General features: G+C 46.7%; 19 protein-coding genes and 3 tRNA genes. 7 read left to right on the top strand and 15 right to left on the bottom strand.

Features of this window, described 5'->3' with window-relative positions:
• Positions 1–133 precede the first annotated feature (133 nt).
• Positions 134–451: a hypothetical protein gene (locus QUA74_RS01045; protein WP_333324147.1), complete on the bottom strand. Its 318-nt coding sequence runs from the start codon at positions 449–451 to the stop codon at positions 134–136.
• 64 nt (positions 452–515) lie between these two features.
• Positions 516–1571 (bottom strand): hypothetical protein, encoded by a 1056-nt coding sequence (locus QUA74_RS01040; RefSeq protein WP_333324145.1) that lies wholly within the window; start codon positions 1569–1571, stop codon positions 516–518.
• Here QUA74_RS01040 and QUA74_RS01035 point away from each other — a divergent pair.
• Positions 1570–1725, top strand: coding sequence for a hypothetical protein (locus QUA74_RS01035; protein ID WP_333324143.1), 156 nt, complete (start codon positions 1570–1572; stop codon positions 1723–1725). The two genes, QUA74_RS01040 and QUA74_RS01035, sit on opposite strands and share 2 nt — an antisense overlap.
• A 74-nt stretch (positions 1726–1799) precedes the next feature.
• On the opposite strand, the gene QUA74_RS01030 is transcribed toward QUA74_RS01035, so the two are convergent.
• The 9 genes from QUA74_RS01030 to QUA74_RS00990 all read right to left on the bottom strand — a co-directional run bounded on the left by QUA74_RS01030 (position 1800) and on the right by QUA74_RS00990 (position 13325).
• Positions 1800–2348 carry a hypothetical protein gene (locus tag QUA74_RS01030; protein ID WP_333324141.1) on the bottom strand — a complete coding sequence of 183 codons (549 nt, stop codon included), beginning with the start codon at positions 2346–2348 and terminating at the stop codon, positions 1800–1802.
• Positions 2349–2364: 16 nt separating this feature from the next.
• Positions 2365–3564 carry an XRE family transcriptional regulator gene (locus QUA74_RS01025; RefSeq protein WP_333324139.1) on the bottom strand — a complete coding sequence of 400 codons (1200 nt, stop codon included), beginning with the start codon at positions 3562–3564 and terminating at the stop codon, positions 2365–2367.
• Between the two features lie 16 nt (positions 3565–3580).
• Positions 3581–5032: a 7-cyano-7-deazaguanine synthase gene (locus QUA74_RS01020; protein ID WP_333324137.1), complete on the bottom strand. Its 1452-nt coding sequence runs from the start codon at positions 5030–5032 to the stop codon at positions 3581–3583.
• On the bottom strand, positions 5029–5661 hold the full coding sequence (locus QUA74_RS01015) for a hypothetical protein (protein WP_333324135.1): 633 nt from the start codon (positions 5659–5661) through the stop codon (positions 5029–5031). The genes QUA74_RS01020 and QUA74_RS01015 overlap by 4 nt, the downstream gene beginning before the upstream one ends.
• A gap of 368 nt (positions 5662–6029) precedes the next feature.
• Complete coding sequence (locus QUA74_RS01010; protein ID WP_199292772.1) at positions 6030–7439, bottom strand: ferredoxin:protochlorophyllide reductase (ATP-dependent) subunit N; 1410 nt, start codon at positions 7437–7439, stop codon at positions 6030–6032.
• A 54-nt stretch (positions 7440–7493) separates the two neighbouring features.
• The gene (locus QUA74_RS01005; protein WP_333324133.1) at positions 7494–7760 is read right to left on the bottom strand and encodes a hypothetical protein; all 267 of its coding nucleotides are present in this window, start codon (positions 7758–7760) and stop codon (positions 7494–7496) included.
• Positions 7761–7922: 162 nt separating this feature from the next.
• Complete coding sequence (locus QUA74_RS01000; protein ID WP_333324131.1) at positions 7923–9308, bottom strand: DUF5331 domain-containing protein; 1386 nt, start codon at positions 9306–9308, stop codon at positions 7923–7925.
• 34 nt (positions 9309–9342) lie between these two features.
• Positions 9343–10209 (bottom strand): ferredoxin:protochlorophyllide reductase (ATP-dependent) iron-sulfur ATP-binding protein, encoded by an 867-nt coding sequence (bchL, locus tag QUA74_RS00995; protein ID WP_006634709.1) that lies wholly within the window; start codon positions 10207–10209, stop codon positions 9343–9345.
• A 953-nt stretch (positions 10210–11162) separates the two neighbouring features.
• On the bottom strand, positions 11163–13325 hold the full coding sequence (locus tag QUA74_RS00990) for a CBS domain-containing protein (RefSeq protein WP_333324129.1): 2163 nt from the start codon (positions 13323–13325) through the stop codon (positions 11163–11165).
• A gap of 145 nt (positions 13326–13470) precedes the next feature.
• Between QUA74_RS00990 and QUA74_RS00985 the strand changes: the two genes are divergently transcribed.
• The 3 genes from QUA74_RS00985 to QUA74_RS00975 all read left to right on the top strand — a co-directional run bounded on the left by QUA74_RS00985 (position 13471) and on the right by QUA74_RS00975 (position 17610).
• Positions 13471–16026, top strand: coding sequence for a PhoD-like phosphatase (locus tag QUA74_RS00985; RefSeq protein ID WP_333324127.1), 2556 nt, complete (start codon positions 13471–13473; stop codon positions 16024–16026).
• A 121-nt stretch (positions 16027–16147) separates the two neighbouring features.
• Entirely contained in the window at positions 16148–17239 is a 1092-nt protein-coding gene (locus QUA74_RS00980; RefSeq protein ID WP_333324125.1) for a transposase, read from the top strand.
• A gap of 233 nt (positions 17240–17472) precedes the next feature.
• The gene (locus QUA74_RS00975; RefSeq protein WP_333324124.1) at positions 17473–17610 is read left to right on the top strand and encodes a hypothetical protein; all 138 of its coding nucleotides are present in this window, start codon (positions 17473–17475) and stop codon (positions 17608–17610) included.
• A gap of 67 nt (positions 17611–17677) precedes the next feature.
• Here the strand turns inward: QUA74_RS00975 and QUA74_RS00970 are convergent.
• The 4 genes from QUA74_RS00970 to QUA74_RS00955 form a co-directional block, all read right to left on the bottom strand.
• A tRNA-Thr gene (locus QUA74_RS00970) sits at positions 17678–17749 on the bottom strand.
• 73 nt (positions 17750–17822) lie between these two features.
• A tRNA-Tyr gene (locus QUA74_RS00965) sits at positions 17823–17904 on the bottom strand.
• A 204-nt stretch (positions 17905–18108) separates the two neighbouring features.
• A complete protein-coding gene (locus QUA74_RS00960) occupies positions 18109–19926 on the bottom strand; it encodes an ABC transporter ATP-binding protein (RefSeq protein WP_333324122.1) in 1818 nt (605 codons plus the stop codon).
• Between the two features lie 126 nt (positions 19927–20052).
• Entirely contained in the window at positions 20053–20214 is a 162-nt protein-coding gene (locus QUA74_RS00955) for a hypothetical protein (RefSeq protein WP_333324120.1), read from the bottom strand.
• Between the two features lie 195 nt (positions 20215–20409).
• On the opposite strand from QUA74_RS00955, the gene QUA74_RS00950 reads away from it, so the two are divergent.
• From QUA74_RS00950 to QUA74_RS00940, 3 genes are all read left to right on the top strand, one after another.
• Complete coding sequence (locus QUA74_RS00950; protein WP_333324158.1) at positions 20410–20568, top strand: hypothetical protein; 159 nt, start codon at positions 20410–20412, stop codon at positions 20566–20568.
• Positions 20569–20707: 139 nt separating this feature from the next.
• A tRNA-Gly gene (locus tag QUA74_RS00945) sits at positions 20708–20779 on the top strand.
• A gap of 249 nt (positions 20780–21028) precedes the next feature.
• The gene (locus QUA74_RS00940; RefSeq protein ID WP_333324119.1) at positions 21029–21433 is read left to right on the top strand and encodes a hypothetical protein; all 405 of its coding nucleotides are present in this window, start codon (positions 21029–21031) and stop codon (positions 21431–21433) included.
• The last annotated feature ends 2 nt before the right edge of the window (positions 21434–21435 follow it).

The following is a 21435-nucleotide window of genomic DNA, read 5'->3' as shown; positions in this document are numbered from 1 at the left end:
CGCTTCTGTGATTTATTGCGTAAGCGTTGCTTGCCGTAGGCGTCGCATCCCTCTTTAAAAACTGTCCGGAGTATTGAAATATTACATCATAATTTTACCTCAAATATCTTTCTAGTTCTGATATATTTTGGTTTTAGGGTTGAGCCAGGAAGTCGAGGCGTTGCGGATAGCTCTTTAGCCGTGATATTTTAACTTTAATTCCGCGATTCCCGGCTAAGTATTTTCTGTGAGTTTGTGCAATAAAACTTGTTGAAACTTCTAATCGTTTTTCTGTTTCTCGATAACTAAATTCTTTTAATCTGAGTAAAACAGCTTGCGCTTTCTTCCCTTTTATGAGATTTTTATATGCGATCAAATCTTGCACCTCTTCTAGCTGTTTTTCTATCTTATCTTTTTTTACGTTGCTGATTAACGGTATGAACCAACTTTTTTCGGAAGTTACAAAACTCACCCTACTTGGCTTATGGCAATTCCGAACTCTTCAATTCATACCTGTATTAAGCAACGCTAAATGATTAAAGTGACTTGAGAAGACCGCTTTCTAACTGATAAATTGCTGCCATGATTCCACTTTCCGGATTGGTGAGCAGGGACTTTTTGACATCTTTCAAGTATTCTACAATATGTTCCCGCAAAATCGGTCTTTCTACTTTGACTGTGTGATTGTAATCCCACAAATCCCAAATAATAATCCCGATTCCCACAATCGGATCAATTAAACTTACTCCCAACTGACTAGCCACTGTACCGCCTGTTTTTGTAGCTACCTTGGCGGCGGCTTTGCTGGCCACTTTTGCCGTAACTTTGCTGCCCACTTTAGCTGCTACTCCCAAAATTAAGGGTTTAGCAACTAAGTAGCCACTGCCGCCAACTAATACTTTTAATGAGAAATTAGAGATGTTTCCTTTGTCGCTAATTGTGGTGGCAATATCGTTCAGATATTTGTCCCACTGTACTTGTGGTATATTATAATTATTTTGAACTACTTTCACATTCTTGCTAACTTCGGATATGTACAAGTTAGCAGTATCTTGAGTGATTAATTGAAATCGCAGTTGAGCGTTTTTGGGTACGAGCACGCGGTTAGCAAATTCTCTTTGAAAGTCTTCGGTTAATTTTTCGGAAACAGATTGAGAAGCTGCTGTCATATCAAATCTGTTGAGTACGGCAGATTTCACGAAATTAAAAGGTACGGTAAACTCCATCTTTTTTTGATTGAAGTAATCGAAGTACCAATCGAGGAAACTATTGTCTACTCGTGCAATTACTTCGGCTTCCCATTTGTCCAATTCTTTGGAGGCGAAAGTTTCGGCAGTTATATGGGATTGTTGGATGGCGTTTTTAACGTCTTGGTTGACTTTGCTAAAATCGTGCGGCGGCGAGACGACAACTGCTGTGGTTCCGGTATTTGTTAGTGACTGGGAAATTAGAAAGTTACCTAATAGGGGAATGATGACTACTAAAATTACGATCGTCCAAATCATCGGTGTCACAGTTTTGATAAACTGACCGATAACTCTGAGACGTTCTGTTTTCTCTGAATAGCTAATTTCTTCCTTGTCTTGACTCATGGCGGTTTCTCAACTGATGAGATTTGGGCTAGTTTCGATTATAGGCGATCATACCTGCGATCGTGTTACGGGCGTGTGGCCTGAGATTCTGGAAGGGTTGGGGAAAAGTGCGATCGCTCTCTTTATCTGCTTATCTGCGTTAATCGGCAGTTAATAAAAAACTCCATCGGCTTCACCTTAATTCTTTCATATGACCCTTTAACTAATGCTCAGCTTAAACTTTCAGCCTCACTGCCTCGCAGTTTCCCACCAACTATGCAAAGGGTGGCTTTTAGGTGGCATATATCGCCCCTTAACTCGAATTAAATTCAGTACATCGCGTAGTGTTTGCGAATCAACACCTGCTTTCTCTGACCAATGCTTAACTATCTCTAGGGTTGATAAAACCTGAAGCTGTGGTGTCTCGTTCCGAAAAAACGATATCGCTCGTTTATCATCGGTCGCCATTGCCCATTGTCGGTGAACTGCGATGGCGCCAGTCGCTGACTCGCCGTCATCTAAAATAGCGGCGTAATTCACAAATGATTCGGCCTCTTCTTCCGACTCAAAATCCACGGTTATAAGTATACTTTGTGCGATCGCTGCCTCGAATTGAGTCGCACCATCATTTTCCTCGTCTTCAAGACGTTGGAGCGTTTTTAACTCCTGTTCTCGAACAACTTGGGTGACTGCAACCTGAACAGGAATAGACTTCAGAATTGCCAGTAATTGACCCGAAGCACAAAAGTTGAAAACGCAACAGGCATCAAGAAGAAGGTGGGAGTGAACAATTTGCATAACTTGACTTCTCCCATTACTCCTGCATATCGATCAGGTCGAAATCAGAGGCTTCCTCCATCATTCCGCTTGAATGTTCCCGCAATGCTTCTGCGATGCGGCGGGCCTCCAGGCGATCGACATTTAGGAAATCAGAAAAGCGACTCTCTGTAATCAGTCCTTGATCCAACGCCTCGATCGCGAGATGCTGATAGTGGAGAGGGATCGTATCAGTGCGCTGTGGGATGTCCTCTAAGCCAAGCTCCTGTTGTACCTTTCTGACTTTCAACCCGCGGTCGCGCAATCGCTCCCAAGTTCCAGCCCGCACAAGCTCCATTTCTTCTAACCGATAAGCAAGCGCTTCTATGGATACACCGTAGTAATGCGCTAATGTGAATAGATGAGTCGGAGTGAACTTGCCATGCGTGCGGCACATATCGTTGAATCGCTTGAACAAGCCGCTAGTGGGCATCAGGAAATATTTTGGGAAAGTGTCGGCTAGTCGTTCGCTCTCTGGAACTCGCTGATACTGACCTTCAAATTCCAACACAGCTTTTCTCCGATGTGCGAGAAAGTGAAGGTATTCGTGAGTCAGCGACCAACGCCGCCGCTCCTCTGGATGATTAGCATTGATTGCTATGCAACCGCCAAGTCGTTCATCGTACCTGTAAACCCCTGAGTATTTTGGTGGCATCTCTAGATAGAAGATGCGGAGTCCCACATCCTGCTCTAAAATGTCCCGCAGACGTAAAATAGGCCCATCTCCAAGCCCAAGGCGCTGGCGCTCTGCAACTGCTATGCTCTCGGCAGTAGCCTTAAGTGGCATATTCGTTACTTGATACTCAGGAGGATAGTTCTGGGGAAGTGGTGCGGACATAATTTCTTCAAGCTCTAGGTAATTCCGACACAACTCCTCTAGCTGCAGAATTGCTGGTTCAATCTGTACTTCTTCTCCCTCACTGCGCTGATAGGCTGCCCGAAACTGCATCTCAAAAGGTTGGATTACGGGACGAGATCGAACAAAGTCACTGACCGATCGCCCATAGGCGCGGGCGAGTTTAATCAGTTCAGTTGCCTTAATGCGGCGCTCTCCTTTCTCGATAGCAACCATAGTGGTACGTGCAGCGTCAATGATGTTAGCTGCATCAGACTGAGTCATACCGCACTTTTTACGCGCCTGTTGAAGGAGTTCCCCAAGCGTTCGCAGATCGATGTTGTCAAGGATATTGCTAGTCATACATTTTTCCTCAACTTTACTGAGCTTTGACTGCGTGTCTGTTTAATAAGTGCTGTTTGCCACGTTGATTCGATCGGTCAACCGCAATTTGGGACTTTACTGTATCCCATTCAGAAACATAGCTTCGATAAAGCTGAATCAGGTGGCTCCGCATATCAGCGGGCAGTAGGCATTCTGCCCCAGCGCCACGATCGACGATATCATCTAACACTGGAAACTCTCGGGTTAAAGCTTCCCACTGAATACCCATTTCATCTGATACATTGAGCAAGTTGCGGAGGGTGTTAACCTGCACAAGCATATGAGCCAGATGCAAACTGGATTCCTTTGGTGGGCGCTCTCCGTGGAACACTACATAACGGGTTCGATCTTCTAGATCGTTAGCCGCAAGCGCCTGTCGTCTTAACAGACAAGAGGAGCAGTAACCACACTGAATCGGCTGCTGGCGATGTGGGCTGTCGCATGACATAGTTAGCGACGGTAAGTCGTTTCTCCCTTCTGCAGCCAATGTTTTGCACATTTTGGCTTTAGTCCAGAACAGAAAGGGGTTTTGCACACGGAATTCTTCTCCCAAAAGTTCTGAGACGACATCGCTCACCATCAGTAAAGTCAGTGGGTGAACAGAGCGAGAGTGATCCAGTCCTACAGCAGATGCACGGTAAGGAAGGTTGATCGCCCCAATCCCATTCTCGTAAACACAGAGAACCCGCCGATTCATGAGGTATGCGCACGCGGCACCAAGCAGAGTGAATACAACACCTCGCGCACGCGAACGCTTGTTCTTGTGCTGCGCATCGCTATCGTGGAAGCGGATTGGGACGCGGAAAAGATGACAACGACCGGGGAATATAGACTCAACCTTTTTTCCTACTCGTCCCTGGCGGGCATAGACACTATTGTTACTGCCACTTCCAAACAGCACGAACGACTTTTCTGGATACATCCGAAGACGAGTGTACAAACCCGCCAGAGCATCAAGTCCACCACTCCAAAGCGCGACTTCACAGCCTTGAGGTATTACGGACAAAACTAATTGTTGGTTAACAAAACGTTCGGGTGCGACCCTGGTTTGGAAGTCGAAAACCCATTCGCTCCCAGTCGCCCATCCAAGCAGGTGTTCCAGCTTTGTCCGGAACGGTTCGGCATTGAGTAATTCCGGATGACGTACTGGAACCACGACTTGAAGACGACGCGACTTTCCGATCAAATTTTGGGGCGCCAGGCGGTCTGAAGCATGGATTGCAACGGCGAGGTCAACGAGGTCGGCAACGATGGCTGGAAACTCTTCATGAACCCGATACCCGAATGCCTCATCATCCACATTGATGCCAACATTTATCTCTTTACCCTGGGAGTGATCTATGAAGCGGACAGACCCATTACTGTTCGAGACAGGTTCAAAGTGCAAAGTGTAATTGCTGTAATCACTGTCGTCAAGGCTCTGCTCAATCGAAGGTTCGTAGTTCATAGCAGATCCTCATCAAGGTCTATCTCTTTCACCTTCTCGCGTGGAGACCGTCGCAGGTTTTTCACATCCTCATTCGCAGTAGCCTTCTTCGCCCATTTACTGATATCGGCTAACATATCTGAACGGATCGCCTCAACACGCTCTGTCACGGTCGCATTATCAACATCAGCATGGTGATTAGGTGTCAGCGGAATGCGTTGCTCAAATTTCGCCTTGTACACTTCCAGGAAGAACCGCTCTACAACCGCTTCCGGCAAATTGTTAGTTTCTGCTGTATGCTTATAGCGAAATTCATGGAGGATGCCCTTACCAGCACGACGGAGTAGTTCCTGGACATGATGCTTAACTTTCGCTTGTCCTACCTGTCGATCGATCTCCGTGCTTAAAGCAGCCCAATTTACAGAGCTATGCAGGCCAACATTTTCCACCATCATCTGTCTCAACATCTCCCCCATTCGCTTGGCGTATTTGACCGCCACATTACCGTAGTTTGTCTGGATGTCCCGTATCACAGCACCCTTCACAACCCAAGCATTTTCACTGTTGTTAGCTTTTCCTTCACAAAGCCACTTATACGGCTTCTGGTAAAGCCCCGAAAGCTGACTGTGAACGATATCTCCGTCGGGCATGGTCGAACCTCCAAGGCTCGGAGTTTGCTTATATGATGAAGCTAGCTCTGTTTCCTGACAATGTCAAGCATTAAGGTAAAAAAAAATAGTAAATGTCAGGATCGAGATTGCCAAGATTAGATACAGCCCACACTCGGAGATGAGGAGGAGCGTAAGTGGGAACTTGATCGCACACTCAATCCCCTACCTCGGAGCAACTTACGGACGATCGCACTATTTAACGGGCGAGTCGAGAAAATTGGCTTGACTAGAAAAAAAAGGCCTATGGCTGTTGCACTAGCTGTTGTGCATTAAATGTCCAGTAATTTTCTACTGAAAAAACCCGGTTTCTCCAAGAAACCGGGTTTTTTATTCAACGCTAAAAACGATTAAACCTTCGCTTCATTCTTCACCAAATTACCCCAACCCAAATCCTTCAGCGAATTATTCCGGCGCAACGGACGAGTCACCAACTCCAAAATATCCCGCGCATTACCAAAGCCGTGAATCTGAGCAAAAGTAAACTCAACAGACCACTTAGTATTAATTCCCCGCGCTTCCAAAGGATTAGCGTGAGCCATACCAGTAATCACCAAGTCAATATTCTGCTCGTAAATCCGCTGAAGCTGATTGTAATTGTCTGGTTTCTCCACAATCCGAGGAGTAGGAACTCCCATCTCGTGACAAGTCTTTTCTAACAACGCCAATTCTGCCGCCTGATAGCGCTTGTCCATATAAGGAATCCCAATTTCCGGGCAAGTCATGCCGCAGCGAATCAAGAAACGTGCTAAAGAAATCTCCAGCAAATTGTCGCCCATAAAGAAGACAGATTTGCCGCGAATTATTTGCAGGTAATCTTCCAAACCAGCCCAAATTTGCGCTTCCCGTTCGTCCAAACCTTTTGGTTCAATTCCCAACACTGAGCAAATCTTTTCAATCCAAGCGCGAGTTCCGTCAGGGCCGATCGGGAATGGCGCACCAATTAGCTTACACTTGCGGCGGCGCATCAACGTAGAAGCAGTACGCGACAAGAACGGATTCATACCCGATACATAATAACCTTCTTCCAAGACTGGCAATTCAGTGTAGCGCTTGGAAGGAAGCCAACCAGAAACCTTAATTCCTTGCTTCTTCAATTCTAAGGTTAGCTGAGTAACAACCGGATCGGGCAAAGAACCGAAAAGTACCAGCGGTGTGTGCTTGACATATTCCGATTCATCTGCTGCAACTTCCTCTTTTTTCTTGCCGAAATTCAGCAGTTGAGAGATAGCATTGCGTTCTTGTTTCTGAGATTCCATCACGGGCGCTTTCTCAGGGCATTTAGCAGCCATCGCTGCTAAAACGGTATCTTCCCCTTGAGTAAAAGCGTAATCCAAACCGTTAGCGCGCGCTGTGACGATGGGAATGCCAATTTCTGCTTCGAGTTTCGGCGCTAACCCTTCCAAATCCATTTTGATGATTTCGGTGGTGCAAGTGCCGATCCAAACAATTACACTGGGGTTACGATCGCGCTTAATTTGCAAGCACAGCCGCTTCAACTCATCATAATCGTTTAACTGAGCGGAAATATCGCCCTCTTCCAACTCAGCCATCGCATAGCGAGGCTCAGCAAAAATCATCACGCCCATTGCGTTTTGCAAGAAATAGCCGCAAGTCTTAGTACCGATGACCAAGAAAAAGCTATCTTCAATTTTTTGATAAAGCCAAGCTACGCAGCTAATCGGACAAAATGTGTGATAATTGCCTGTTTCGCATTCAAAGTTTAAAGCTTCCGGTTCATTAGTAGTAATAGCAGTCATATCTCAAATCTTCTCCCTTTAAATTGTTTTTCGTCTCGAACAGGACAGGCTCGCCTAGCGAGGAAATACCTGTATTTTGCGATCGCATCTCTTGCTGCGGACACGCATAAGTTGTTTTTCAGGTTGTTTTTCCTCTCGAAGGCCAACAGGCGCAGGGGCGAAAAAACACCTGTTTTGTGCGATCGCGCTTTCGCAGCGAACAATAATAGAAATACCTGGTTTTGGCGTAATTCCTCTGAAAAATAGATGCAGCAAACTCAATATTTCCGCAGCCGCAGCATCCAAAATTTGAGCTAAAAAATTCTGCGCGAGGGCATACAATCCCTCACCGCAGGGATTTAGTGTTCTTCAACTCGCTAAGGCAAAAAGCCTTTTGGCAGTTGTGAGTTGGAGCTCATTAAAAATTAACAACTCGCAACCCACAACTCACAAATAGAACGGGAAACTTCAAAACTAGAAGAGAGGCGGGCGATCGCCACAACCTCACTTAAAATCAGATAAAAAGCCGGAAATTTCTTCATCCTCATCGTCGGAATCCAAATCGCCGAGACCTAGAGCATCTAAATCATCTTCGTCAGGATCTCCGGTAGTTGCTTCCCCCAGATCGTCGAGTCCGAGATCATCGAGGTCATCGTCATCAGATACAGAGAAATCGTCAATACCGTCATCGTCCAAGTCGCCCAGATCCATGTCTAGGTCATCTGAGGTCGCTGTCCCAAAAGGATCGGGTATTTCTTCGGCGACGAACTCTTCATCTTCTTCCCCAAACGGATCGGAAATCCCCGATTCGAGATCTCCAGAGGTCAAAGTCCCAAATTGTGAGGCTTCTTCTTCCTCGTCATCGCCGAGGTCGAGACCGCCCAAAGCCAAGGCTTCATCTTCCTCGTCATCGCCGAGATCGAGACCGCCCAAAGCCGAGGCTTCATCTTCCTCGTCATCGCCGAGGTCGAGACCGCCCAAACCCAAGGCTTCATCTTCCTCGTCATCGCCCATATCAAAGTCAGATACGGCGTCTTCCTCATCGTCGCCCATATCAAAGTCAGATACGGCGTCTTCCTCATCGTCGCCCATATCGAAGTCAGATACGGCATCTTCCTCATCATCTTCGAGACCGAGACCGTCCAAAGCCGAGGCTTCTTCCTCGTCATCGTCCATGTCGAAGTCGGAGACAGCTTCTTCCTCGTCATCGTCCATGTCGAAGTCGGAGACAGCTTCTTCCTCGTCATCGCCCATGTCGAAGTCGGAGACAGCTTCTTCCTCAAACTCATCGAAGGATTCCTCCTCTGAGCTCAGTGCTGACGCTGCTGCCAGACCGGCGACTCCGGCGACTCCGGCGACTACTCCGGCTGCTGCTAAGGCAGCACCGCCCACTTTATTAGATTTGGCTGCTGCGGGTGCAGCAGTTGCAGTTTGAGGGACTGCAGGTGCAGTAGTTGCAGTTTGAGCTGCGGCGGGTGCAGCAGTTGCAATTTGAGCTGCGGCGGGTGCAGCAGTTGCAGTTTGAGCTGCGGCGGGTGCAGCAGTTGCAGTTTGAGCTGCTGCGGGTGTTGGAGATTTGCCGGCCGTCTGCGGCGCGAGATTTGAGGGCATACCCAGCGCGATGTCCGGGTCAAAATTTAGCCCCAACACTTCGATCAGGCTGTCTGCATCCGGCTTGAGTTTTGAGAAGGGCAGCATTAATTGCTGGAGTTCCGGCTCCAGGGCAGCCGCAATTCCCAGGATGAGGTAAGAAACAGGCCTTTTCCCGCCGTCGGGTGTGGCGACCGTGTTCTCAGCCGTCATGTGCAGGAGCAGCCAAGCCCGATTTACCTGGTAGTAGTCCAACCACTTCTGTTTGAGAGCAACTGAAAAAGTATCAAAAAAAGCCATAACCTCTTTATCCTCATCCTGATCGCTAGACCTATTAAACCATCATCAGGTCTAGCTCATCTTCCTCCTTCTTGACCACTGGTTGCACTGGATTTAGATAAAAATCTGAAAGTAAGGCAAATAATTCGCGATCGGGAGTGTCGTTGGGCACTACTCCTTCGGGCATTGCCAAAATCTGGTCAGCGATGTTGAGGTAGTAATCGCAGACATAGTTGAGGGAAGGATCGCTTTCGGCCATCTCAAACAATGTTTTGCCTTTGACGCGAGAAACTCGGATGTCTTCAATCAGGGGTAGCACTTCCAGCACTGGCATGGGTACTGAGTCGATGTACTTGTCGATCAAGTCGCGCTTTGAGGTGCGGTTGCCAATTAAACCGGCGAGCCGCAACGGGTGAGTGCGGGCTTTTTCGCGGACTGAGGCGGCGATGCGGTTGGCTGCAAATAAAGCGTCGAAGCCGTTGTCGGTAACAATCATGCAGTAATCTGCGTAGTTCAAGGGGGCTGCAAAACCGCCGCACACTACGTCGCCGAGCACGTCGAACAGGATGATGTCGTATTCGTCGAAGGCATTGAGTTCTTTGAGCAGTTTGACGGTTTCGCCGACTACATAGCCGCCGCAGCCAGCTCCAGCAGGAGGGCCACCTGCTTCTACGCAGTCAACGCCGCCGTAGCCTTTGTAGATGACATCTTCGGGCCAAACGTCTTCGTAGTGATAGTCCTTTTGCTGAAGCGTGTCAATAATTGTGGGGATTAAGAAGCCAGTGAGGGTAAATGTGCTGTCGTGCTTTGGATCGCAACCGATTTGCAAAACTTTCTTGCCGCGCTTGGCTAGGGCAACGGAGATGTTGCAGCTTGTTGTCGATTTACCAATTCCACCTTTTCCGTAAACTGCTAGTTTCACTCTTTGTTCTCCTATAGGTTTCTATCAAAACGATGAGGGCTGGGGTTTCATGCTTTTTTTCGATCGCCCAACTGCAATAGCCCAATTGCAATAGCCCAATTGCAATGCCCTTACTGTCAGTCGATGTGAGATTTCAGATTTGAGATTTTAGATTGACTCAACAGATGAATCTGCAAGTTCTCTCTAATGGCTAAAATTTTTCGATCTCGACGACTTTTGTTTGGGGCTTGTATCCTTCTTTGGGTTAGGCCAATTTTGGAGTCCGCCCTTAGTCACCTCGTTGAAAGCATTATTAGCTAACTTGCGATGAAAAGAAAGGGGGCGTCTAAATGAAAATGCTAGTAAATTTGTTTATTTTGCATCTTTGGGAATCTTAACTGGTTTTTTGATATAAAAATCTATTTTTATATTTTTTTTAGCTTTTAAATTGATTTTAGAATACTTTCTTAATATAAAGAGGTACAAAAATAAAACAAAAATTAACTTCTCAAACAATCTGGGCTTTTGGCTTTGGGGCTAGGATGCAGGCAGTTGATGGCTTGTGCGGGTAACTCGAACGGTCATAAAGACGCTAGTGGATGAGGCCAACTCGAAGTTAGTTCGGATCATTTGGGTCGGGGGAGGGCAAAGTTATGGGATTTTAGATTTGAGATTTGAGATTTTAGATTGGGAAAGATTGACTTTGCTGGGGTTTCTGGTGTTTTGTAAAAAATTGTGAATTTTTAGGAAAAGGTGGGGAGTCGGAGAGTGGGGGAGTGAGCCGGGGAGAGGGAGAGTGGATGGGGAGAGTGGGGGATTGGGAGAATATGATGTCTTCCCCATGACTACTGATACCAGTTGAAAAAAAGAATGCAACTGTAGACCCGTCATCCAAACCCCGGGCTTCATGAGTCATTTCCCATCCTTAAATTGTTCAATCTAAAATCTAAAATCTAAAATCGTATGACTGCTGACTAATGACCACTAACGATCGGAATCTCGATCGCAAATTCAGTACCCCGTCCAGCTTCCGAAACGCAGTCGAGCCGCCCCCCGTGCTGTTCGACAACTAAATGGTAAGAAATCGACAGTCCCAACCCAGTGCCCTTGCCGACTGGTTTGGTAGTAAAAAATGGGTCAAATAATTGGCGGCGAATCTCCTCCGGTATGCCCCGCCCGTTGTCGGAAATGCGGATCGCCACAAAATCGTCGCCAACAACTTCAGTACGAATTGTAATTGTGGGAACAGTCAAGGGAGAATTAGGATTTGACTGGGGTGAATTTTTCCCATCTCTCTTGGCCCATTCCCCTTTCTGGATTTCTTCATCCAAAGCATCAATAGCATTGCCGATAATATTCATGAACACCTGATTGATCTGACCGGCACAGCACTCGATCTGGGGCAAATTCCCGTATTCTTTAATAATCTCGATAGGTGGATGTGCGCCGTGGGCTTTGAGCCGGTGCTGCAAAATCAACAAAGTGGTTTCGAGTCCCTCGTGAATGTCAACGAGCTTGATGTTAGATTGATCCGATCGCGAAAAATTACGCATCGACACAACTATTTGGCGGATGCGCTCAGTTCCTACTTGCATAGAAGACAGGATCTTAGATAAATCTTCGACCAAAAACTCGACTTCCATATCTGCTGCTGCTTTCCGAATTTCCGAGACGGGTTCGGGATAGTGCTGCTGGTAAAGTTCCAACAGTTGAAGCAATTCTTTGATGTAGTGGCTGGCGTGGGAAAGGTTGCCGTAGATAAAATTAACAGGGTTGTTAATTTCGTGAGCGATACCGGCAATCATTTGTCCCAAAGAAGACATTTTTTCGGTTTGCACCAATTGAGTTTGAGTTTGCTGCAACTTTCGCACAGTGTCCTCTAATTGCTGCGCTTGATTTTTCAAGCAAGTTTGCTTTCGCCGCAGCACTTCTTCGACTCGCTGGCGCTTGATAATATCCCGTCTCAACAATTCATTTGATTCTAAAAGTTGAGCGGTGCGTTCTTCAACTTGTTTTTTTAAGTCGTCATGAGCTTGGCGCAGGGCTTCTTGGGCCCGCTGCCGCTCTAAAATTTCTTGCTGCAAAAGTTCGTTGGCCTTCTGTAATTGGGTGGCTCGATCGTCCACTGCTTGTTGCAACAGCTCGATCGTCCCATACATTTCAGATTGGTTAAAAACTTGCGGCAAACTTGTCTGAGAAACAACACCCAAAAGTTCTCCCTGGCTGCCAACTACTACCAAACGGCGGACGCAGTGTCGCTGCATGGACTGGTGGACACTCCAGAGGGAATCGGCGGGAGATATGCAAAATAAAGGCGCACTCATGGCCCTTGCTGCTGGGATTTCCGAGAGGTTGAGTTCGAGGGCGTGAAACTGCACGATGTCGCGCTCGGTGACAATGCCGATCGGAATTTGATAATTTTGTATTGGTGCGATCGCGCGATCGGGATGCTGAGTTTGCTCTTTGACAATGACGACGGAACTAACTCGATGCTTGACCATGAGCTGGGCTAAATCGAGGGCTGAGGCAGTTGTTGGGGCAGAAATGACTTCTTTCGTCATGACATCTGCTGCACAGCGCAAATTGGTTAGCAAGTTAACCGGTTGCAGGGCTTCGTGAATTGCTTCGCGGGTGATGATGCCGAGAAGTCGCGAGTCCTCGTCCACTACGGGCAAATGCCGGATCTGGTGCTGGCGCAACGTGAACATAGCTGTGAAAATATCTTGAGACTCGGATTGTTTGAGGGTAATGGGCGATCGAGTCATTACGTCAGCAATTGTCAGTCCTACTGCACAAGCTGCGACGGTAGTTAGCTTGACGATATCTCGTTCTGTAAAAATGCCGATCGGTCGATTATCTTCGACAATTAACACGCAACTGCGCTTGGCTGCGCTAGCAACAGCGTTTTGTTTTTCGCCACAAAGCTGACATGAGACGCGCATCGGGTTCATGAGAACCAACACCTGGGCGATCGGGGTTTCTGGAGCCACAGTGATGGGGTGGCGGTCGATCGCCCGATCTAAAGGCGAGGAGTAGATTGGGCGGCTGTTGGGCCCTCCGGCGGGTTCTGATGATTTAATTGCTGGCAACTGGGGGGCTGAATTGAGGAAATGCTGTAATTGTTCTTCTTGTAGCATGATTATTAATTTTACTTAATGAATTGTTACAATTTTGGAGACTTGGGTTGGCAGACTTAGCATTAATTAAGCGGGTGACAGATGCTCGATCGCCTAAAATCTGATTGCTAGAACACTCTTATTTAATTTTTATTTTTTAAATCCTATGTCGTGGACTCCCTTAAGTCATCGAATTCATCACTTGCCGCTCATCCTTGCGGGCCCGATTTTGCGCCGGACTGAAAGTCGGGCCGTGACAGTTTGGCTGGCTCTGAAAGCACCCCGCCAAGTCGAACTCAAGGTTTATTCGACAGAGGGCGGAACCGGCGAAATTGTCGATCAGCCATTGCTCCAAGGTGCGAACTCTACTGTGCAGCTCGGCAAATACCTGCACGTAGTGGCGGTCACTGCTAAACCAATTAACAGCAATCTCTTGACATCTGGGCAAGTTTATGCTTATGACATCGAGTTTGCTGGGAGTAGCGAGTCGCCGTCGGTTGCAGTCCCAGAATATGAGAAAGAAAATCTCATTTCTTGCCTGTGGCCTGCCTCGCCTAATTTGTCGGCTTTGGGGCCGGAGACGATCAGTTATTTCGCTCACCAGTTGCCGACTTTTGCCCTGCCACCGCAGGATTTAAACTATTTGCGGATTGTTCACGGTTCTTGTCGCAAGCCCCACGGAGACGGCAGAGATGCGCTGCCAATCTTGGATAATTCGATCGAACAGTTTGCAGGAAAGGCAAATAGCAGGCCCCACCAACTGTTTTTAACGGGCGACCAAATTTACGGCGACGATGTTGCCGATGCGATGCTGTGGGCTTTGACTGATGCTGGCGATACACTGTTGGGCTGGGAAGAGAGTCTGCCCCTGATGAATGATGCCCAAATTAAAAAGAATTTGTGTATCAGTATACCTAAGAATTCGGAAAACGAAAATGTAGTTGCCCAAGAAAGGGAAATTTTTAGAGAGTCGCCCATTCAGAAACCGTCTGATGCTGAGTATCAGTCCAAAAAACCAATTGAGTTAAAACCGGGGACTCGCAGCGATATTGCCAGAGATTTTGGCGGCTTTACGGCGATGTTGGTGAATAAACCCGCCAATGCTAAAAGTCACTTATTTAGCTTGGGGGAATATTGTGCCATGTATTTGTTAGTTTGGTCGCCTGTACTTTGGTGCGAGCGTTTTCCGAAGGGTAAGGATATTTGTCCAAATTCTAAGCAGGCCAAAGTCTGGGATAGAGAAGTTGTTGAACTTGACGGTTTTGCTCGCAATTTGTGGAGGGTGAGGAGGGCGCTAGCAAATATTCCTACTTATATGATTTGCGATGACCATGATGTTAGCGATGATTTGTATTTGAATCGAGAGTGGTGTTACCGGGTGCTGGGAAAGCCGCTGGGCCGACGGGTGGTGCAGAATGCTTTGCTGGCTTACGCTGTGTTTCAGGCTTGGGGAAATACGCCCGCACAGTTCGATCGCGCAAAACCGGGAGATAAATTATTAAAGGCTGCTGAAAAATGGTCGGATTCGGCGGGGACTGATGTTTCTGCTTGGGAGGATGCGGCTTCGTATTTGGGAATTCCAGGACTCGATCCGAAAACTCATTTGCCTAAGTTGAAATTAGATGAAGATGTTTTTATTTTGGATCGGGAGGGCGAGGGTGTAAGTGAGGTTTTGAATTGGCATTTTAATGTGAGAAGCTTTAAGCACGAGGTGATTGTGCTGGATACGCGGAATTGGCGGGGGTATCCGGTGAAAAGCGCGATCGATCCGCCGATGCTTTTGACTCACAAAGGTTTTGAGGAGCAAATTCAGCAGCCTTTGCATGAAACTGATTTGCTGAATAAAACTGGGGAGTTTGAGATTGAGGCGACGCTAGTAGTGGTGCCGACAAATTTGGTGGGTTTGTGGATTATTGATGCGGTTCAAAAACGGGATGTGGAACAGGGGAAGGTTTTTAATAGTGATGCGGGGGATGCTTGGAATTTTCATGAGTTGGCTTTTGTGAAGCTGTTGTCGGAGTTTTTTAAGCAGCGCGATCGGGTAATTGTGTTGAGCGGGGATATTCATTATGCTGCTGCTGTGCGACTGAGTTATTGGTCTGATTGTCATTTTGGCGATTCTCGATCGAATATTGAGCCTTTGAATCTGGCGAATTATCAATCAAATTGTCGATATTCTGTGTTGGCGCAGTTGACTGCTAGTGCTTTGATTAATGAGGAGTGGAAAACGCATTTAATTCATACTAAGATTAAGTCGCTGCTGCCTGAGCGATCGCACGAATGTTTGGGATGGAATGAGCCGCTGGAATTAATGAAAATTTCGAGGGGTGGCAGAAAGAAAGCTATGGCGGCTGCTATCAGGCATAGACAATCTCTTCCTGATTGGGGCTATCGGATTGACTGGATGAAACGGCAAAGAGCTCGGGTGTTTTTGCTGCTAGAAAAGGGAACTCCGTCAACTAGAACACATAAAAATAAACAATTGTCAGTGCTGCGTAGGTTGTGGAATTTTATATCGCTGTTGTGGCGCAATCGCTGGCTGCAAGAGGGTGATGAGATTGTGGGATATAGCAATATTGCGATCGTCAGTTTTCAGTGGCCTGCTGATGGTGATGGGGAGAAGGCGGTGATGCAAAATATTTATTGGCGGCCGCTTTGGGAGCCGGATAGTGTGGTTTACAGTCAATATTTTGTTCCGCTGGGATTGGATGAGGATGATTAGATTCACAATTTCTGGAAGAAGTCGGGGATTTCGATACGGGTACAATATTGTGATGAGCAAGACTTAAGTGCCAAATAGTTTGCTAAACTTATCCATACTTAATCGCCCTTGAGGAAGTTCTATGTTTGCCGTTAAACGAGCGCTCAAACTGAATAACAACGAAGCGACTTTGATGGCAAGACACGCAGGATTCCGGCGCGTAGTATTTAACTTTGGGTTAAGCTTGCGGACTCAAATGTATAACGAGGGGAAATTCACAGACTCAAAGGTGATCAACGAAGTTAAAAAAGTTCTCACCAACTACGTCAAGAAACAGCCTGAATTTGGTTGGATGAACCAATTATCTAGTCGAGTCTACCAAAATGCTTTAATTGACTTGAAAGATGCGTTTAGTCGGTATCGCGCTGGAAAAGCAGGTCATCCAAGATTCGCTAGTCGCCGAGACGGTCAGTCTTTTACAGTCGATTCGTCTAACGGCAAAGTTTTACTAAACGCTGGCAACACCATAAAGATTCCTACCTTGGGAACTTTTCGGCTCTACGAAGCCCTAGAATGCGGTTACGTGTCTCAAACTTTTACGATTTCAAAAGAAGGAAGTCGTTGGTTTGTTTCCTTCTGTGTTGACGCCGAACGTTTACCAGTTCGACAACCTGAAAGCTCTGTAGGAATTGATGTAGGCATTAAATATGCGGCCACGCTGTCAAATCAGCAGGTCTTTGATGCACCAAAGCCGTTAAAGCAAGCGAAAACCAAACTTGCTACCTTACAGCGCCAAGCATCAAAACAGGTAAGAGGCTCCCAAAACCAGCGCCAAACCTACAATAAAATTAGCCGACTTCACGCGCGGATAGCTCGTATTCGTTTAGATTTTATTCAGAAGTTAACAACTTATTTAGCCAAAAATTTCAAGCTAATCAAGATTGAAGACTTAAACGTTAAAGGCATGATGGCGAATCACAAACTGGCTGGGGCAATATCCGATCTAGGATTTTACGAATTCAAGCGCCAACTTGATTACAAGTGCAAAATGTATGGAGCAACTTTAGTGCTAGTCGCTCAATGGTTCCCTAGTTCTAAAACCTGTTCTAATTGTGGCACTAAAAAAGATATGCCACTAAGTATTAGGACTTTTGACTGTCCTGTTTGTGGCATATCTTTAGATCGGGACTGGAACGCAAGTCTAAATATTTTAAATTGGAAACCCTCGGCTTGAGGGGGATAGCCTACTTATCTTGGGATTAGCCGTCTACCCAACAGCGTAGGAAGTGAACTCGGATTGTGTCTAAAAACGATTTTAGACAAGTTTAGGTAAGTTTTACAAAGCAGTTTGTGGCAGTGTCCGCCGGAGGGGAAACCCCAGTCTCATAGCTAAAGTCGGTTGGAACTGAGATGTTACACCATTCTCAAGAACAGGCAAGATGCCTGTTCCACAAAGAATAAGTTTTCTTGTGGGGAGTCGCAGAATTTCCAGAGCCAGCCGACTTGCTCAATCAGTTAAAAGCCAGACGCCAAAAGTCGAGGGCGGACTTGGCAGATATGGAAGTCGTTTTGGACATATTAGAAAACCATCAGCACGAAAGTTGAGCGGAAAACTAACCTTCTTGCTGTTCGATGAACGTTAAACCCTTGATGGATATAGGATAGAATAGCAAGCCCGTGACGAGATTTGAACTCGTGACTTCCTCCTTACCAAGGAGGTACTCTACCACTGAGTTACACGGGCATAAAAAATTAAGAACCTCCAATTAAAAAATTAATTTTTAATTCTTAAATTTTAACTTTTTATTAAATTGAGGTGGGCCGAGCTAGATTTGAACTAGCGTAGGCGTAGCCAGCGGATTTACAGTCCGCCCCCATTAACCGCTCGGGCATCGACCCATTTCCATCACAGTTATATATCCTAGCACCAGAATCTTTATTTGCAACATTATATTTAAAACTATAATCATTAAGTGGAGAACACATAAGTGAGTTAGTGGCAGACGAGAAAATTGAACACTGTTTAAGGTGTGCATTGCTACGTCTAGGCTCGGTGCCCGCCCGGAGCACCCTAAGTCTAGACGAAGAGCTAGCAGGAAATGGCTAATTCACTAATTCCCCGGTTTCTTGCAGGGAGTGCAGGCGGCGGTAAATACCTTGTTGGCTTAAAAGTTCTTCATGGCTGCCAACTTCGACGATTCTACCGCCGTCGAGTACGACGATCGCATCGGCTTCGCGAATTGTACTCAGTCTGTGGGCAATAATTATGGTGGTGCGCGTACCGAGGATATTTCGCATGGCTAGCTGGATCGATCGCTCGCTTTCATAGTCCAAACTAGAAGTAGCCTCATCAAAAATTAACACATCCGGCTCCACCAACAGCGCCCTCGCAATCCCCAATCGCTGCCGCTGACCGCCGGACAACCGCATTCCTCTCTCCCCGACCACGGTATAGTAACCTTGGGGCAACAGTCGCACAAAATCGTCTACTTTGGCAATGCGACAAGCATCCTCAACTTGCTCGAAAGTTGCATTTCTGTTTCCGTAAGTCAGATTTTCCAGCAAAGTACCGTTAAAAACGTCTACTTCTTGGTGGACAATCGCTAAACGCTGACGGTAGCGAGTCACGTCTAAGCTGCGAATGTCTTCGCCGTCGATCAGAATGCGGCCGGAGTTGGGTTCAAAGTAGCGAAACAGAAGTTTAACTAAAGTCGATTTCCCGGAACCCGATCGCCCGACTAATGCTACAGTCTGACGGGGATGAATCAATAAATTCACATCCTGCAAAACGGGTTTTTGACTGTCGTACCCGAAGGTCAAACCGCTGAACTCAACTTTGCCGGTAAATTTATAAGGCGACGCCGATCGAGCATTTTCTGCTAAATTGACCGCATCAACACCGTCTGGTAACTGCATAAACTCGTGGAAGCGGATCATTGAAGAATAGCGACGCGCCAATAATTCGGCGATAATGCTAATCGGACGCAGTTGGGAATATGCCATGCTTGCTAAGGTGTAGACGGTAACAAAATATCCGAGGGAAATTTTGCCTGCAACCGTGGCTGCTAGGCTAAAACCGAGAACTGAAAACAAACACAACTGGACGATCGTCTGCTGGTATGTTCCCAGCGTGACGTATCCTCGGTGAATGCGGTGGATCACGACTTTTAATTCGCGATCGAGTCTGGTGGTTTGCCTTTTGAGTTCATCGCTTTCTGTCGCAAAAGCTTTGACTGTTTTGATGTTGGTGATAATTTCCGAGTTGCGGCTTTCGGTATCTTCGATGTATTCATCCAGAATTTCTTCTCGCGCAGTCACCCCTTGCAGGCCTTTGAGGGTGAAACTGAGGATAAAGAGGAATGAAACCAAAATTAATAAGCCAATCCGCCACTCAATTAAGCAGATAACGGCAAAAATGCCGATTAAGCGGACGACTTCGGGGATGAATTCGCCGGCAATTTCTGGGTAAGTCCAAGTATGGTTGGCGATGCCTTTGGCGATGCGACTGGCAATCCGTCCGGCGTTGTTTTCGTCGTAAAATTCTAGGGGTAAGGTGAGGATTTTGCCGATCGCACTTCTCATTCGATCGCGCCTTGCCCTCAATGGTATCGCCCAGTGGAACCAATTTCCCACCCAAGGCTGTACCGGTGCTTTGGCGACTGTTACCAGAAAAATTATGCCCAGCAAGACCGATAGCGATAATGTTTTGTTGGGTGAGTGCTGGGTAACAGAGGCGATCGCTGTTATGAGTTTTTTCGTTACTGTATCTGTAGGTTGATCCGACAATACGTTTAATATTTGACCGATCGCGTAAGGAACAAGCAAATCGGCTAGTGCCAAAACGCTGGATGCGCCTATGCTGTAAACAGAGCTTTTCCAGTAGCGACTGTAGTATTTGAAGATGTCCTGAAAGCTTGCCATAAATTTGTGTTGAGATACAACCCTTGCAAACACTTGCATCTAAAATTGCGCTCTCGGCGCGCTTTGTTTACAAGTGTACTACAAAAGTAGTTGATCGGGGAGTCAATCGATTTTAGATTTTAGATTTTAGAGGCGACCCCACGGATAAATGCGGGGGCTTGAGGATTTTCGATTTTCGATTTTGGATTGATTCCACGGATAAATCACGTGGCGGGTACCATCAAGAAATTCTTGGTCATCTTGGATCGTGCTAGCGACTCGCCCGATCGGGTGATTTATGGCAATCATTCGATCGTCCGCAATCGATCCGCATTCCTTGGAAATAAACTCAAGACTAAGGGCAAAAAAATGCAAAAGACAGAATTTTTCTTAAATTCTGCCTTTTGAGCAAGGCCTTATAAGTTTTACGTTTGAGTAGTCTGTTAGCTGAAGGTGTAGGCTGATTGGAGGGCCCACCAGATCAAGAAGCCGATTCCGCCGGCAATGACAATCGCCGAAATGGCGATCGCTATAGGACTGTCAGCTCCCTTGAACTTCATGATTCCGCGATTTAAATCTGACATGACAGTGTTCTCCCACAATTCCAGCTTGATTGTAGCTTTGCAGTTGGCCGATGGCGGTCAAAACCACCGCAATTACTGATTTTGTTAACAATCTGGCTGCTGCAATTTCAGGTGGGGAGTGGCATTGGGGCGCTTTTTCAGGGTGTCTGAAAAAAAGTTACTAAAAAGACTTGACAAATTCTGGGAATTGAGACAATATTGTTAATACCGCAGGAAATGCGGGTGTAGCTCAGTGGTAGAGCGTCACCTTGCCAAGGTGAATGTCGCGCGTTCGAATCGCGTCACCCGCTTTAGAAGATAAATAAGTCAAGAAAACCGCAAAGTATAGCAATGAAGTCTTAGGTATACTCCTCAGGATGATGGAAAATATCTAAGTTAGTGGTAAAGTTGATGAGAGAACTTGCAAGTCAAAATTGTCGCTCAGGCGCTCGCTCGATACAGGCATTTGAAAGCCTCTATCAGGGAGAATTGACAAGTTTGATTAAATGGATATGTGAACGATTATTTTTGTAAAAACGCTTTTTTTTATCTGATCGCTCGTGCCATCTCAAAAAGCTCCAAAGATTGACTTAAACGATGAATACCCCTGTCCTTGCCGACGCCGGGGTCGTCTCGTGCCCATAACGTTGACAGAAGCCTTTGGCTGCAACCGCTGTCAGCAAATATTTGTATTGGACGAAAGCGGACACGTCATCGAGCAACTATCAACGAACTATCCTTACAAGCAGGCTTGGCGGTGGACGGGTCACCAGTGGAACAGAGCGCATCCGGGTTTGAAGGCGCATTACTTGCCACTGGCTTTGGGTATGATATTGGTGCCGTTAGTGATTTGGTTGCCCTTGGCGCTACACTCGCCGGGCCCGAATATTATTCTGTGGGCAATGGTCGCTGTGCTCCTAGCAATGCTGCCGGCGCTGATGGTATGGCTGGCTTACAGGCGTTAGCT

This window comes from Microcoleus sp. LAD1_D3, assembly GCF_036702135.1.
Classification (GTDB): domain Bacteria; phylum Cyanobacteriota; class Cyanobacteriia; order Cyanobacteriales; family Microcoleaceae; genus Microcoleus.
Note: the sequence above shows the minus strand (reverse complement) of the source record. Positions and strands in the feature narration are given on the sequence as shown.

What these genes read in the sequence shown, in the direction of transcription:
- QUA74_RS01000 (WP_333324131.1), bottom strand. Translation starts at nt 9,308, where the DNA reads ATGGCTTTTTTTGATACTTTTTCAGTTGCTCTCAAACAGAAGTGGTTG.
- QUA74_RS00955 (WP_333324120.1), bottom strand. Translation starts at nt 20,214, where the DNA reads ATGATTGCCATAAATCACCCGATCGGGCGAGTCGCTAGCACGATCCAA.
- QUA74_RS00980 (WP_333324125.1), top strand. Translation starts at nt 16,148, where the DNA reads ATGTTTGCCGTTAAACGAGCGCTCAAACTGAATAACAACGAAGCGACT.
- QUA74_RS01040 (WP_333324145.1), bottom strand. Translation starts at nt 1,571, where the DNA reads ATGAGTCAAGACAAGGAAGAAATTAGCTATTCAGAGAAAACAGAACGT.
- QUA74_RS00985 (WP_333324127.1), top strand. Translation starts at nt 13,471, where the DNA reads ATGTCGTGGACTCCCTTAAGTCATCGAATTCATCACTTGCCGCTCATC.
- QUA74_RS01035 (WP_333324143.1), top strand. Translation starts at nt 1,570, where the DNA reads ATGGCGGTTTCTCAACTGATGAGATTTGGGCTAGTTTCGATTATAGGC.
- QUA74_RS00960 (WP_333324122.1), bottom strand. Translation starts at nt 19,926, where the DNA reads ATGGCAAGCTTTCAGGACATCTTCAAATACTACAGTCGCTACTGGAAA.
- QUA74_RS01025 (WP_333324139.1), bottom strand. Translation starts at nt 3,564, where the DNA reads ATGACTAGCAATATCCTTGACAACATCGATCTGCGAACGCTTGGGGAA.
- QUA74_RS01030 (WP_333324141.1), bottom strand. Translation starts at nt 2,348, where the DNA reads ATGCAAATTGTTCACTCCCACCTTCTTCTTGATGCCTGTTGCGTTTTC.
- QUA74_RS00990 (WP_333324129.1), bottom strand. Translation starts at nt 13,325, where the DNA reads ATGCTACAAGAAGAACAATTACAGCATTTCCTCAATTCAGCCCCCCAG.
- QUA74_RS01020 (WP_333324137.1), bottom strand. Translation starts at nt 5,032, where the DNA reads ATGAACTACGAACCTTCGATTGAGCAGAGCCTTGACGACAGTGATTAC.
- QUA74_RS00950 (WP_333324158.1), top strand. Translation starts at nt 20,410, where the DNA reads ATGACAATCGCCGAAATGGCGATCGCTATAGGACTGTCAGCTCCCTTG.
- QUA74_RS01010 (WP_199292772.1), bottom strand. Translation starts at nt 7,439, where the DNA reads ATGACTGCTATTACTACTAATGAACCGGAAGCTTTAAACTTTGAATGC.
- QUA74_RS01015 (WP_333324135.1), bottom strand. Translation starts at nt 5,661, where the DNA reads ATGCCCGACGGAGATATCGTTCACAGTCAGCTTTCGGGGCTTTACCAG.